The sequence below is a fragment of the Kovacikia sp. CALU 1929 genome (assembly GCF_056784235.1).
Genome location: NZ_JBXBCF010000102.1, coordinates 1 through 13,473, shown reverse-complemented (window position 1 = coordinate 13,473; position 13,473 = coordinate 1). Strand labels below are relative to the sequence as shown.

10 protein-coding genes are annotated in these 13,473 nt (G+C 53.1%); 6 read left to right on the top strand and 4 right to left on the bottom strand.

Going from position 1 to position 13,473, the window contains the following annotated elements; translation table 11 throughout:
• Positions 1–6 precede the first annotated feature (6 nt).
• Positions 7–681 carry an HdeD family acid-resistance protein gene (locus AC1S52_RS29060; protein ID WP_482032543.1) on the top strand — a complete coding sequence of 225 codons (675 nt, stop codon included), beginning with the start codon at positions 7–9 and terminating at the stop codon, positions 679–681.
• Positions 682–947: 266 nt separating this feature from the next.
• On the opposite strand, the gene AC1S52_RS29055 is transcribed toward AC1S52_RS29060, so the two are convergent.
• The gene (locus tag AC1S52_RS29055; protein ID WP_482032542.1) at positions 948–2,135 is read right to left on the bottom strand and encodes an acyl-CoA dehydrogenase family protein; all 1,188 of its coding nucleotides are present in this window, start codon (positions 2,133–2,135) and stop codon (positions 948–950) included.
• A 42-nt stretch (positions 2,136–2,177) separates the two neighbouring features.
• The gene (locus AC1S52_RS29050; RefSeq protein WP_482032541.1) at positions 2,178–2,702 is read right to left on the bottom strand and encodes an FHA domain-containing protein; all 525 of its coding nucleotides are present in this window, start codon (positions 2,700–2,702) and stop codon (positions 2,178–2,180) included.
• A 341-nt stretch (positions 2,703–3,043) separates the two neighbouring features.
• Between AC1S52_RS29050 and AC1S52_RS29045 the strand changes: the two genes are divergently transcribed.
• The 5 genes from AC1S52_RS29045 to AC1S52_RS29025 all read left to right on the top strand — a co-directional run bounded on the left by AC1S52_RS29045 (position 3,044) and on the right by AC1S52_RS29025 (position 10,628).
• A complete protein-coding gene (locus AC1S52_RS29045) occupies positions 3,044–5,071 on the top strand; it encodes a response regulator (protein ID WP_482032540.1) in 2,028 nt (675 codons plus the stop codon).
• Positions 5,072–5,111: 40 nt separating this feature from the next.
• Positions 5,112–6,653 carry an aminotransferase class I/II-fold pyridoxal phosphate-dependent enzyme gene (locus AC1S52_RS29040; protein ID WP_482032539.1) on the top strand — a complete coding sequence of 514 codons (1,542 nt, stop codon included), beginning with the start codon at positions 5,112–5,114 and terminating at the stop codon, positions 6,651–6,653.
• Between the two features lie 82 nt (positions 6,654–6,735).
• A complete protein-coding gene (locus AC1S52_RS29035; protein ID WP_482032538.1) occupies positions 6,736–9,039 on the top strand; it encodes a GUN4 domain-containing protein in 2,304 nt (767 codons plus the stop codon).
• Positions 9,040–9,329: 290 nt separating this feature from the next.
• Positions 9,330–9,968 (top strand): bifunctional 4-hydroxy-2-oxoglutarate aldolase/2-dehydro-3-deoxy-phosphogluconate aldolase, encoded by a 639-nt coding sequence (locus tag AC1S52_RS29030; RefSeq protein ID WP_482032537.1) that lies wholly within the window; start codon positions 9,330–9,332, stop codon positions 9,966–9,968.
• Between the two features lie 135 nt (positions 9,969–10,103).
• Complete coding sequence (locus AC1S52_RS29025; protein ID WP_482032536.1) at positions 10,104–10,628, top strand: L,D-transpeptidase; 525 nt, start codon at positions 10,104–10,106, stop codon at positions 10,626–10,628.
• 146 nt (positions 10,629–10,774) lie between these two features.
• Here AC1S52_RS29025 and AC1S52_RS29020 read toward each other — a convergent pair whose 3' ends face one another.
• Together AC1S52_RS29020 and AC1S52_RS29015 are read right to left on the bottom strand one after the other, a co-directional pair.
• The gene (locus AC1S52_RS29020) at positions 10,775–11,479 is read right to left on the bottom strand and encodes a Uma2 family endonuclease (protein ID WP_482032535.1); all 705 of its coding nucleotides are present in this window, start codon (positions 11,477–11,479) and stop codon (positions 10,775–10,777) included.
• Positions 11,480–11,564: 85 nt separating this feature from the next.
• A complete protein-coding gene (locus AC1S52_RS29015) occupies positions 11,565–13,229 on the bottom strand; it encodes an asparagine synthetase B family protein (RefSeq protein ID WP_482032534.1) in 1,665 nt (554 codons plus the stop codon).
• Positions 13,230–13,473 lie beyond the last annotated feature (244 nt).

The window sequence follows — 13,473 nt, the reverse complement described above, 5'->3', positions numbered from 1 at the left end:
AGGAGGATGCCGAGGCTTGAGCAGGGAAATACACTTACCGGCGTAGCCAAGTGGCTCGCTACTATTTTTCTGCGTCAACTGTTGTCAATGGAGATGTCGGTCATGGATGCAAATTCTGCTAACGCAGTCAAAAATGACATTAAGGATATTAAAAAAGGGCTGAATTGGTCGATCGCAATCAGTGTATCAATCATTCTGTTGGGGATTGGGGCGATCGCTTTTCCTGTATTCAGTACCTTGACGGCTGAAATTTGGATCTCCTGGTTGATTCTGTTTGCAGGTTTTAGCAAACTTATTTATGCCTTTCAAACACGAGATGAAGGGGGCTTTCTCTGGAAACTTCTGCTCAGCATTCTTTACGTGGTCACTGGACTCTTCTTGCTGATCAATCCATTGCAAGGCATTCTGACTCTAACCTTAGCGTTGGGGATTTTTCTGTTGGTAGAAGGGGTCTTTGAAATTATTCTGTCCTTCCAGTTGCGCCCTCAGCGCGGGTGGTTATATTCCCTGATAAACGGGCTTGCTACGCTTGTTTTAGGGGGGCTTATCTGGTTTAACTGGCCCCTCAATGGTTCGTTTGCGATTGGCTTGCTGGTGGGTCTTAGTCTGCTGTTTACTGGCTTTTCCAGACTGGGATTGTCTTTAGCGGCTCGTTCTGTTATCAGCCAAGCCACTATTTAGGAGAGGGTTTAAAGCCTTCGGCATTCCAGAAAAGGGAGAGGGCAAAACGATCACTCTCAACATTGATTCAGGTTTAGAACCCCGGCTTCTTGAAAGAAACTGGGGTTCTGAAAGTGGGAAGCTAATACCGATTGAAACTGTTGCAGTTACAGATTACTACCCGATCCGATCCCTCCGGCATCCCCCTGAGCAAGGGGGATGCCGGAGGCAGGGGGATCTCTATCTGTCGCGATCGCAAATCAATTTGGTATAAACCTTGTTAAGGATCAGGAATACTGGCTGGGCATGGGGGCTTCCCCATTCAGTGCCCACTGTCCAATGCTCTTGAGTTTGTAATCGACCGGGTCGTGCAGGGAGAAGGTGCGCAGGTCGCGCCAGTAACGGTCGAAACCATAGCGGCTAGCGGTGGCACGGGCACCCATCACTTCAAACATCCGGTTGGTGATGTTCGTCCCGGCTTTAATGGCAATGGCCTTTGCAGTTGCAACCGCGATCGCCGCTTCACCTCGTTCTTCCGCCGTTAACCCAAACCCTTTTTCCCATGCCTCCTGCACAGTTTCGGCTGCCCGGTCTGCCAGGGCGATCGCCGCTTGCAGTTCCCCCCACAGTTCGCCGTACTGGCGCAGGATGTAGGGATCCTGGGAGGCGCGATCGACCCCAGCGGTCATCCAGGGGCGGGCAACGGTCCGAATGTATTCTCTGGCAGATTCCAGAGCGCCTTCTGCAATTCCCAGGTAGACATAGGTCTTGCCAAGTTGGGCAATTACACTGGGCATTGCCAGAAAGAAACTTTCAGGAAAGGGGGACGGTCCGACAAGTTCATCCCGGTACACAATCACATGGTTGAAGGTAAAGCTACCGCTGGCAGTGCGCCGCTGTCCCATGTTTTCCCAATCGTGGTTGTAGATCACCCCTTCCCGTTGTTTGGGAATGACAAAGAAAACGGGCATGTCCATTCCATCTTGCATCGCAGAGAAGACCCGCATATCGGCAACCGCTGTCCCGGTGCCAAAGGCTTTGACCCCATTGACCCGGAAGTGATCACCGACGGGTTCAATTTTGAGGCGGGTGTCGCGGGTGTTAATGGCGTTGCCCCAGAACAGATTGTTTTGGACACTGGTTCGGTAAAAGAATTCGGCTTGAGCAGCCGTGCCCACGACCTGCCCGATAATCACCAGTGCCAGATGGTTGCAGTAAAGTTGCCCAATCGAGCCGTCTGCCTTAGAAAGCTCCTGCACGATTTTGCCTGCTTCAAGCCAGCTTGCACCAATGCCACCATACTGTTTTGGGATAATCAGCGATAGCAGCCCAGATTCTTTGAATTTGCGGACTTCTTCTTCAGGAACTCCTGCTTTCAGATCCCGCTCAATCGCAGTTGCCGCAAAGTCTTTAGCAAGTTTGGTCGCGATCGCCCGGTAATCTTTTAACTCAATCCGTTCTAACAGTTGAATCATTATCTGGTCTCCTTACAGGTAGGGGGGTGGTTAATTTGATGCTTAACGCCGAAGCTGGGACGTACTGGAAAATTCTGCTGGGGTAAATTTGGCTGGGGACAGTCCTGGTTTATTGACTTCCCAATCGGTTTCCAGAACCAATGTTCCACCGGGTTCAGTTGGGGAAATCATGGGTTTTAGGCTGGATGGGTTGCTCTCGCGCCTGTCATCAGCCAGGGATTTCATCGTGCCCAGATCTTGAATTGCGGGACGAGTTAGGCGGTTGTTCAAAATCCGAAATCGGATTCTGGGACCCGAAGGAGCCAGCCGAATAACGGCACCATCGGTCAACAGGGCATGGGTGACGGGCGCATTATCCACATAAGTGCCGTTACAGCTCAGGTTGACAATTTTCCATTCATTACCAAAGCCCCACAGCATTGCATGAAAACGGGAAACAACTTTGCTATGAAGCACGATGTGATTATCGCGTTCGCGCCCAATTCGGATCACAGACTCCTTTTCAAAAGTCCAGCTCCGTAATGAGATCAGTCCAGAGGGGTGAATGAGTTCAAAGGAAATTGCCATATCTAAATCACCTTGGGGCAGAGGAGGTGTCGGCTTTGTTGTCAGCTAAATGGGGATAGCCTGTTGCCTAGTACCTGCTATTCGATTTCTGTGCTTGATGATTTTTAGAGTAGGGAGCGATCGAGAAGAAGTGGAGAAGGATAAAAATCCCAAGGTCAAATTACAGCGGTTTGCAGCCGAGTGCCACCCAGGCGATGCCTTTAAATGAACGCGAACCAATGGATCGGTGTGGCATACACAAACGGAAATGACTGTAAGCGATCGCATCCGTGCTCTACAAACGATAGAATTCACCCTATAGATTGCGTAGACAGCAGCGTTCAGTTTCAGGTGATGTCCCTGTGAGAATTTTGCTGATAGAAGATGACGAAATCTTGATCGACGCTTTGCGGCAAACCCTGACCAGTCAGCACTATGTCGTCGATACCGTCGAAGATGGGCGCAGTGGGTGGGACTATGCCCAAAGTGCAGAGTATGACCTGATTTTGATGGATGTTGGGCTTCCTGGGCTGGATGGCATTTCCCTGTGTCAGCGGTTGCGATCTGAGGGCTGTATCACTCCCATCCTGTTGATTACCGCCCGCGATGCCACCCACGATCGCATCCGGGGACTGGATGCCGGAGCCGATGACTACCTGATCAAGCCCCTCGATCTGGCAGAGCTTCAGGCACGGGTGCGGGCACTGTTGCGGCGGGGCAGCGTTCCCAGTTCGCCTGTGCTGCAAATCGGCGACTTGCGGCTTGACCCTGCCACCATTCAGGTCAGCTATGGTGATCAGCCATTGAACCTGACCCCCAAGGAATACTCCCTGCTGGAACTGTTTCTGCGCCATCCCTCACGGGTGTTTAGCCGGGGACAGATTGTGCAACACCTGTGGACTTTTGACGACCCACCCCTGGAAGAAAGCGTCAAAGCCCACGTCAAAGGACTGCGGCAAAAACTCAAAGCGGTTGGAGCCGCTGACTGGATCGAGAATGTTTATGGCATTGGGTATCGGTTGAAGGAGGGGATTGGGCAGAGGGTAGAGGAGCAGGGGGCAGAGGAGCAGGGGGGCAGGGGGGCAGAGGAGCAAACAAAATCTTCTTCTCTCCCTCTCTCCTCCTCTCCTTCTTCCTCCTCCACCGAGCAACAGTTCAACCAGGCAATGGGCGATCTCTGGCAGCAGTACCGGGGTCTGATGGCGCAACGGTTGGAGGCGTTGCAGAATGCCGCGATCGCCCTGAAACAGGGGGAATTGCCAGAGGCGGTACGTCAGGAGGGGGCGAAGGCGGCTCATAAGCTGGCGGGAGTTCTGGGCATGTTTGAGAAGGAAGATGGGACACGACTGGCACGGCAGATAGAAGCAATCCTGACTGGGGAGGCATCTTTGCCAGAGCCGGAGAAACGCTTGCTGGAACTGGTTCGGGAAATGACCAGGCTACTGGATTTAGGCGATCTGGAACCAGGGCGGCTGTTAGCATCGGCTCCAGTCGTGCCACTTGAGGCGAATCCTGATCAACTGCGATCGCCGACTCAACCCATCAATGTGTTGGTGGTCGATGATGATCCGATCTTTCTGGCAGGGATGCGCTTGCTTCTGGAACCGTGGGGCATCCGGATGACAGGACTGAATGATCCGTTACACTTTTGGGAGCGGCTGCGATCGGTGGCTCCCGATCTGGTGATTCTGGATGTCGCCATGCCAAATGTGAGTGGGATTGAACTCTGTCAGACTGTGCGCACAGATCCCATCTGGCAGGGCATTCCCATCCTGTTTCTGACCGCCCACACCGATACTCACACCATTCAACAGGTGTTTGCGGCTGGTGCCGATGACTTCATCACTAAGCCCGTCGTCGGTCCCGAACTGTTGACCCGGATCACGAATCGGTTGGAACGCAACCGATTACTCCAAACCCTTTCCAACCGAGATCCCCTCACTGGATTAGCAAACCAACCCCAGTCCAGCCGTGAACTGGAACGGTTACTGCAAGAGTCAGCAACCAGCCAGCAGTCCTTCTGTCTGGTCGTTTTAACGATGCTGGAACTGCGATCGATCAACTTCCAGCACGGCCACGAAACGGGTAATCAGGTTTTGCAGCGGTGGGGGCAGATCCTCCAGTCAGCTTTCCCTACCCCTGAAGTGACTGGCTACTGGGGCAACGGAGAATTTGTCATTGGGTTACCTGGACTGAAGCAACCAGAGGCAACCGATCGCCTTGCCGATCTGCAATCCACCCTCCGCCGTCAGGTGTTTTCTGCCCCAGATGGGGAACGATTTCAGGTAACTTTTGCGGTGGCGATCGCCGAATATCCCACCAATGGCTCTACCCTCCACGCCCTGTATCGAACTACCAGCCCAACTCCTGGTGGAGGCTGGCAGAAATAACGAGGGGAGGAGGGGATGGGTGGAGTAGAGGAGGACTCTAGTGAACTGTCAATCGCTCGACCAAAATCAATTTCCCCTACTGGAAACCCTGCAAGCCTGTGCCGATCGCCTGGATGCTCCCTTTTACACACCGGGTCACAAACGTGGAGCCGGAATTCCTGAGTCTTTTCGAGCATTAGTGGGGGTTCAAGCTCTTCAGGCAGACCTGCCAGAGCTACCGGATCTGGATAATTTATTTGCCCCCCAGGGCGTAATTCATCAGGCACAGGAACTGGCGGCGGCGGCTTTTGGGGCAGAACAAACCTGGTTTCTGACGAATGGTTCGACCTGTGGCATCCTGGCGGCAATTTTGGCAACCTGCCAACCGAATGAAAAGATTATCCTGCCCCGGAATGTGCATCAGTCTGCCATTTCAGGCTTGATCCTGTCGGGGGCAATCCCCGTGTTTATTCAGCCAGAGTATGACCCCCAACTCGATATTGCCCACAGCATGACACCGGCGGCTGTGGCAGAGGCACTCATCGCCCATCCCGATGCCAAAGCGGTACTGATGGTGTATCCCACCTACTATGGTGCCTGTGGCAATGTGGCTGCGATCGCCCAACTCTGCCATCACCAGCAGATCCCTTTATTAGTGGATGAGGCGCACGGTTCTCACTTTGCCTTCCACCCGGCATTGCCCACCCCCGCCATGGCAGCCGGGGCAGACCTGAGTGTGCAGTCGATTCACAAAACCCTAGCTGCCCTGACCCAGGCTGCCATGCTGCACGTCCAGGGCGATCGCATTGATCGCGATCTCCTCACCCGCTCCCTTGCCCTCGTCCAATCCACCAGTCCCAACTACCTGCTGCTGGCATCTCTGGATGCCGCTCGCCACCAGATGGCAACCCAGGGAACCGTTTTATTGGAACAAGCCCTCACCCTGGCAGACAAAGCCAGAGTCGAGATTAGCCAGATTCCAAAACTCTCCCTCCTCTCCCCCGAACAGGCACAAACCCCCGGTTTCATCGCCCTTGACCCCACCCGCCTGACGGTTACGGTGTCTGGTCTGGGCATGGATGGTTTTACCGCTGATGAAATCCTGCACAACCAGTTTGGTGTTACCTGCGAACTGCCATCCCTCCAGCACCTGACCTTCATCATCACTCCCGGCAATCAGGAAGCAGACATTCACCGTCTGGTACTCGCCCTCCAATCCCTTCCATCCCCTGCCAAAACCAGACCCAATACAGCCACCCCCCATCCCACTCCCCACTCCCCACTCCCCACTCCCCACTCCCCACTCCCCACTCCCCACTCCCCACTCCCCACACTCCCTCCCCGCCAAGCCTTCTTCGCCAGCACAGACACCGTTCCCATCACCCAAGCTATTGGTCGCATCAGTGCCGAACTCATCTGTCCCTATCCGCCGGGAATCCCAGTCCTGATGCCAGGAGAAATGGTGACAGCAGAGGCGATCGCCTATCTCCAGCAAGTCCTTGCTGCCGGAGGAGTGATTAGCGGCGGTTCAGATTGCAGCCTGCAAACGCTGAAAGTGATGAAAAACGCACTCTCTCAGATGAGTGGAGGAGTGGAGGAGTAAATTTTCTTGACCAATTTCTATTAAGAAGCCGGGGATCTTCAGGTTGATGAGCCAAAATTGGGTAAAAACCCTTTCCCACCCAATGCCCCAACCCCCAGAACCTGGCAAAAAGCCATCAGAAAAACTACCCATTAACGAGCAAATTGCTGATCTTGTCGTGGCACTACTCCGACCGGGAGGAATTACGGCTGGGGGAGTGGGGGCATTCTGGTTTCTTTTAAGAGAGAGTGACATCCCTAAAGCCCTGGCATCTGTCGCCATTGGAGTGGGGCTTTCCTGGGGGGCAAAGTTGCTCAAGCCCATACATGAAGGCACCCAGAAACGTTTGGAAAATACCGGGAAAGCCCTTGACCAGGTGATCGAGCGGAACACTGAACAAGTGTTCGCCAAGCTCACGTCTGCCGAAGACCGCTATTTCACCTGTCAGACCGCAGAGTGCGAGCGATGCAACACCGAGGGGTTAGCAAAGATCAGCGGCATTTTCACCCCCATGCTGGAGCAGGTCTTTGTCCCCCTGGAACTTGACCGGAGCGCTTGCTTGCCAGGGTTTTCCGCTTTGGCGGAAAAGATGGATATTGCCCAACTGGCACGGCAGATTTTCACCCACATTGATATCTGGAATTTACTAACCTACGAAAAACAAGATGGTATCTACCGACAAATTGCGATTTTAGCCTGGGGCGGCTATGGCAAAACCACCCTGCTACGGCACATTGCCTATACTCTGGGCAAAAACCAGCAACCCGCCAGCGTCCGCCGGTTCATTCCAGTCTTGCTGCTGTTGCGTAAGCACCGGGACTTACTGACCCAGAAAAATCCCCCTAACCTGGCTGATTTAATGACACATCATCATATTCCCGATTTACCCGGTGCAGAAGGTCTGCGACTGCCAACCGATTGGGCACAAACGATCCTCAAGCAGGGTAAAGCCTTAGTCATGCTGGACGGCTTTGATGAGGTGCCCCGATCCCAACGTCCCCTGATTGCCCGTTGGTTAAACCAACAAATGCGAGCTTATCCCCAATCAATCTTTATCCTCACTTCCCGCCCCAAAGCTTATACCGAACAACCTGCGGCAGATCGACTCGACTTCCATACCCTGCTCTGGGTGCGAAACTTCAATCTCCAGCAGCGAAAGGACTTCGTCCATAAATGGTACTGGTGCCAGGAGTACTATCACCACGGCAAAACAGATAGTCCCTACGTGCAAAAAATTGCCAGCGAAGCCGCCATCGATTTGCTGACCCAGATTGAGCAACGGCAGGAGCTAGCGGACTTAACCCGAAATCCACTACTGCTGAACATGATTGCCCAGTTCCATCGTCGCTACCCCAGTGCCGCCTTACCCAAACGACGGGTAGAACTGTACCAGGAAATGTGTGTGTTGCAGTTGCAAGACCGCCCCGGTGCCCGCAAGTTGGAAACTTCCCTGGTGGATTGTGATGCCCAGACTATTTTGCAAATGTTGGCACTGGAGATGATGCAGCGTAAGGAAGAACGGATTGACCAGAAAACCCTGCTGGAATGGCTGACCCACTATTTGCAAGTCCAGGAAGAGTCCATTGCTGCCAGCGAATTCCTCATGCAGGTAGAGCAGATTAGCGAATTACTGGTGCAACGGGAACCAGAGGAATTTGAGTTTTCCCACTTAAGTTTTCAAGAATATCTGGCGGCAAAGGAAGTGGCGCGACTGCCCCAGGAAGAACTGCTGTACGACCACCTGGGTGAAGACTGGTGGAAGCAGACTATCCTGCTCTATGCCGCATTGACCAAGAAACCCAGCAGTTTGATTCGGGCAGCGATTAAGGGGAAGGCGACCGATCTTGCCTATGCCTGCTGGCAGGAAACGCGCAGGCGGATTGACGATGACCTGAAGCAGGAGTTGGAAGAATTGCAAGCCTTGCAAGAGGCAGAACAAACCCTGCAAACCTCCCGCTATGCAAAGCTGGAGGAATACCTGAAAAACGGGCAGTGGAAAGAGGCAGACTACGAAACCTACCGGCTGATGATCACCAACCCTGCGGTCGGTAAGGAAGAAGGGCAATGGTTCGATGCCAAAGACCTGAAAACCTTTCCCTGTGAGGATCTGCGAACCCTGGATCAACTTTGGGTCAAGTACAGCAATGGCAAATGGGGTTTCAGCGTCCAGAAGCGAATCTGGCAGGACTGCGGCAGCCCAATGGAATACAATGACCAGTGGGAGCAATTTTGCGATCGCGTCGGCTGGCGCAAGGACGGCGCTTGGTTGAACAACTACTATGACCTCACTTTCAACCTCAATTTATCTTCCCCTGGGGAGTTTCCTGTGGGGTTTTCCCTTGGGGAGGAGTTGACCTGGGGGCTGTTGGGCGGTCTCTTCTCGCGCAGAGAGACTTGTGAACTGTAACATATCGCAGTCCTAGACGTCTTTGAAGATTTGTAATACTGCTGTTCTTACACGATTTTCCGTCCTTCCAGCCATTCGTTACCTGGCACCGCGACCGCCCCCAGACCTCCGAGGTTTTTGGAAACCTCGGAGGTCTAAACCCCACAGTTCAAACCCTGGAGGGCTTGCGTTAGCGGTTATTCATCCTCAAAGAAGATCCGATCATTACCGCGATTGTAGAGATGATAGTAATCTCTGGCTGCAATGGGAGATCGCAGCGTGGCAGAAGATTTCTATCCTGTTTATTCAATATGGGCACTGAGTTTTGGTTAACCGTTATTCAACAGTTTCGGGTGATTGCGGTCATTCGCTGTGACCAATTTGGGACCGGACAACAGATGGCGCAGGCGGTAGCCGCAGGGGGCATCCGGTTGATTGAAATTACCTGGAATAGCGATCGCCCTGCCGATTTAATTAGTCAACTTCGCAGCAATTTACCCGATTGCTGGATTGGGGCAGGGACTTTACTGAACCAGGAACAGGTGAAAGGGGCGATCTCTGCCGGAGCGCAGTTTCTTTTTACGCCCCATGTAGACCAGGGGTTGATCGAGTTGGCGCTTAGTCAGGATGTGCCAATTGTGCCGGGGGCATTATCGCCGACTGAAATTGTGCAGGCGTGGCAGGCAGGGGCAAGTAGCGTCAAAGTCTTTCCAGTTCAGGCAATGGGAGGAGCTTCCTATATTCGTAGTTTGCAGGGACCGCTGGGGCAGATTCCGCTGATTCCAACCGGGGGGGTGACGGTGGAAAATGCCCGCTCTTTTTTAGATGCCGGGGCGATCGCCGTTGGGCTATCCGGTGACCTGTTTCCTCCATCCGCCGTCAGCCAGGGGAATTGGGATTTCATTACTCAGCGGGCAGCGATGCTGATCGAGCAGCGCCTGGGTCGTTAGGGACCAGGACTGAAGCGGTAGGGTTGAAGTCTCGATCGATGGAATGGTTACGGGGCTGTTGTTAGAGAATTTTGAAGTTTTCTAGGCAACAGGCTTTTCCCGCTTTAACGTTAAGTAGGGAGAGTGAGGAGACGCATGGAACCACTGACAAAACGAAACCGGCTAACTGCCCGGAATATCTGCTTGGGATTAGCAATTTTACTGACATCGGTTGTCATTTTACCCACCCCTGCGACACCCCAGACCTCTCACCTGACTGCCCAACCGAGCAAACTGGCTCAGGCAATCCAGAATTTGCAGCAGTCCAATCAGCGCTGGATTCAGATTGACTTACCACGGCAGCGGTTAATTGCCTGGGAAGGGGAACGTCCAGTTTATGCTGTGATTATTTCTACGGGCAAAGCATCCACACCAACGCCTACAGGGTCCTTTGTGATTCAAACCCGACACCGCTACGCCCGGATGCAGGGAGCCGACTATGACATTTCCGATGTGCCCTACACCATGTACTACTCTGGCAACTACGCCATTCATGGGGCTTACTGGCATCATCGTTTTGGCACGCCGGTCAGTCATGGTTGTATCAATGTGGCGGTCAACCATGCCCGCTGGTTATTTAACTGGGCAAAGGTGGGCACACCAGTTGTAGTTCACAGGTGACATATAGCGTTTCTTTCTGGGTGAGGTACATCTCATCTATTTGACTCAAGGGTTTTGCGGCTATCCATGTACCTCACTGGATTCAAAAACGCTATAGCACGCTTTAGTCCTGCTGGTTTGTCAAATTAGATTTTCCTGGCGGAACACTAGGAATCCTCAGGGTCAATGCCCAATTCTTGCAAGCGCGATCGCAGTTTTGCCAGTTCTTGCTCTGCCAGTTCTCGCCGCTGGCGTTCCTGTTCTACCTGTAGTTCTGCCAGTTCCGCAAGTTCTATGGGGCTGGGCACTCGTTGCCCATCTGAAGTGAAAAATCTCAGTCTGGATTCCTGCACTCCCAGAAACAACTCCAACTGCTGGCTCCAGAGCCAACCCTGGGCAGTGGGTTTAATTGGGCGGTACTTGCCACCAATCAGCCTATATCCCTCAAACTCCAGGGTTTCTGGATGAAACCAAAAGTATTCAGGGGTGCGAAACGTCTCTTCATATAACTGCTTCTTGAGTCCTCGATCCACACTGGCTGTACTGTTCGAGAGCAGTTCAATGATCACATTCGGGTACTTGCCGTCCTCAACCCAAACCATCCAACTGCGACGGGGGTGGTTGGGAACTCCCAGAACCACAAAGAAATCAGGTCCACGGAAGTCCCGTGTAGTGATTTTGTCTTCACTGTAGTAGATGGTCAGATTGCCACTGGCGTAAAAGTTGTCTCGATCGCGCCATAACCACTTTAAGCAAGCCAGTAGTAGCTCAATCTGGTCGCGGTGAAGATCACTTTCCAAGGGGGGTTCATCACTCCAGAGGTCGCAGGGAGGGAGGTGGAAGTCTTCTGCCGGGAGGTTGGTGAAAGTCATGGCAGAGCAGCGAAGGAATACTTTATTTTAACGACGCGATCGCCCACCCATTGCACAGGATATCGCCGAGATCGGATTAAGTCAGTTAAAATCCATGCATTTCCAGCCACAGTTCCAGGCTAACCAGGAGCCAGAGTTTGACCCCATAGCGGTTCCAGGTATCGCCCTGGTAGTTGAGCCAGTCGCGGATGAGGGATTGGTTCAGATAAGGGGCGATCGCTGCCCTGCGACTCAACAATAGTTCCCGCGCCTGTCGATTCCAGTGGTCCCGGAAACCAATTTGAACGGGTACCATCATGCCGCTTTTAGGGCGGTGAATTATCGTTTCTGGTAGCAAGTCAGCCACGGCTTGTTTCAGTACCGCTTTTTCCTGCACACCCGATAATTTGTACTCTGGTGGGATCTGCATACTCAGGTCAACCACTCGTGGATCGAATAGGGGCGATCTGCCTTCAACCCCAGCAGCACGGGTCAGGTTATTAACTTTGGTCAGAATGTGGTCGGCTCCCTTGAACTTGATGTTCAGTGCCATCAGGCGATTCAGGTAGCGATCGCCGGAGTCCAGGTCTGGGGAGAACGGATACGGCTCTGACTTTACCCTGGACCAGATTTCTGGCTTCAAGAGGTGGGGTAAATCAGCCGCGCATTTTTGGAAGGAAATCAGGTAAGCCTGGAGCGAGTCCTGCTGATTAACCATCCCGTACAGCGAGTTAATCAGCATCGGCTGATTTTTGGGTCCACCGAAACAAGGGTCGCCACCTTCCCCATTGAGCACCACCTTGACCGATTTCTGAGCCAACCGCCCCAACAGCAGGTTGGGTACCGTCAGCGGATCGCCAATCGGATCATCCAGGGATGCCATCGTTTCAGGTAAATGGTTCCACATATCCTGCAAAGAAATCTCCAGGATTGAGTGGTGCGTCTGACAATGAGCGGCAACCGCGCCGGAAAACTCCAGTTCATTTGGAAATTGGCTACCAAAGTGGATGGAATAGGTGTGAACCGGAGCGTCATGAAATTTTGCCGCCAGGGCTGTCACGCAACTGGAGTCTAACCCGCCAGACAGAAAAACACCCACCGGATCCCCGGCAGGCAGGTATGCCTGAATCACTTGCTCTAGCAGAGAGCGGAGGCGATCGCCATGCCATGCCAGGGGTTGGGCAAAATCCCCCATCTGCTCCTGTAACCGCCAGTAGGAATGGACGGTGCCCTCGGTCAGGTTGACGCTGGTACCTGGTCGCACTTCCCGAATGGGTTGCCAGAGGGTACGACTTCCCGGCACAAAGGCGCAGCAGAGGTAGTCCCGCAAAGCCACCAGATCCAGATTATGGGAACAGCGGGCAGCCAGGGGATGTAATTGGGGAGCCACCCAACGAGTGGCTCCCTCTGTTGTGTAGTAGAGCGTCTGGATACCGGCGCGATCGCGCCCCAGCCAGAGCACCTGCTGCTCTCGATCCCAGACTGCCAGCGCAAACGCGCCCTCCAGCATTGCCCAGGTTTCAGTGCCATAGCATTCCCACAGGTGAGCCACCAGATCCAGGTCACTCTGGTGACTATCCACGGGTATGAATTCTAATTTTTGCAACAATTCTGTGCGGGCTGGTAGCCACACATCCCCCACCAGTACAAAGCGCTGAGAAGGACTAAAGACAGGCTGGGAGGGAGCCAGAAGTGCAATGAGATCATCCTGCCAGACAACGGTTTCAGCCGTTAAACGAGCCGGTCCCCAAACTAATTGCCAGAGAGGCACAACCGGAACCTCTGGCAACGAGTGTTTTTTTGACCACGGATTAAAGCGGTTCACATTAACGACTTTTCTCTAAATAGGTGGGACTCATCAAATATAAGACCTGTGTAGGTTGTCCCTATGATGAAAAAGTAAAGTGCGGTGAGACAAGACACCCATAAGCTTGAAGTATACAAACCCAACAAGCGAGGAAGACTTGTATGAAACCCACCGCACAAAGAAGATCATATACCGGTGAAACAGTGTA

What these genes read in the sequence shown, in the direction of transcription:
- AC1S52_RS29050 (WP_482032541.1), bottom strand. Translation starts at nt 2,702, where the DNA reads ATGGCAATTTCCTTTGAACTCATTCACCCCTCTGGACTGATCTCATTA.
- AC1S52_RS29060 (WP_482032543.1), top strand. Translation starts at nt 7, where the DNA reads ATGCCGAGGCTTGAGCAGGGAAATACACTTACCGGCGTAGCCAAGTGG.
- AC1S52_RS29020 (WP_482032535.1), bottom strand. Translation starts at nt 11,479, where the DNA reads ATGACTTTCACCAACCTCCCGGCAGAAGACTTCCACCTCCCTCCCTGC.
- AC1S52_RS29055 (WP_482032542.1), bottom strand. Translation starts at nt 2,135, where the DNA reads ATGATTCAACTGTTAGAACGGATTGAGTTAAAAGATTACCGGGCGATC.
- AC1S52_RS29035 (WP_482032538.1), top strand. Translation starts at nt 6,736, where the DNA reads ATGCCCCAACCCCCAGAACCTGGCAAAAAGCCATCAGAAAAACTACCC.
- AC1S52_RS29030 (WP_482032537.1), top strand. Translation starts at nt 9,330, where the DNA reads ATGGGCACTGAGTTTTGGTTAACCGTTATTCAACAGTTTCGGGTGATT.
- AC1S52_RS29025 (WP_482032536.1), top strand. Translation starts at nt 10,104, where the DNA reads ATGGAACCACTGACAAAACGAAACCGGCTAACTGCCCGGAATATCTGC.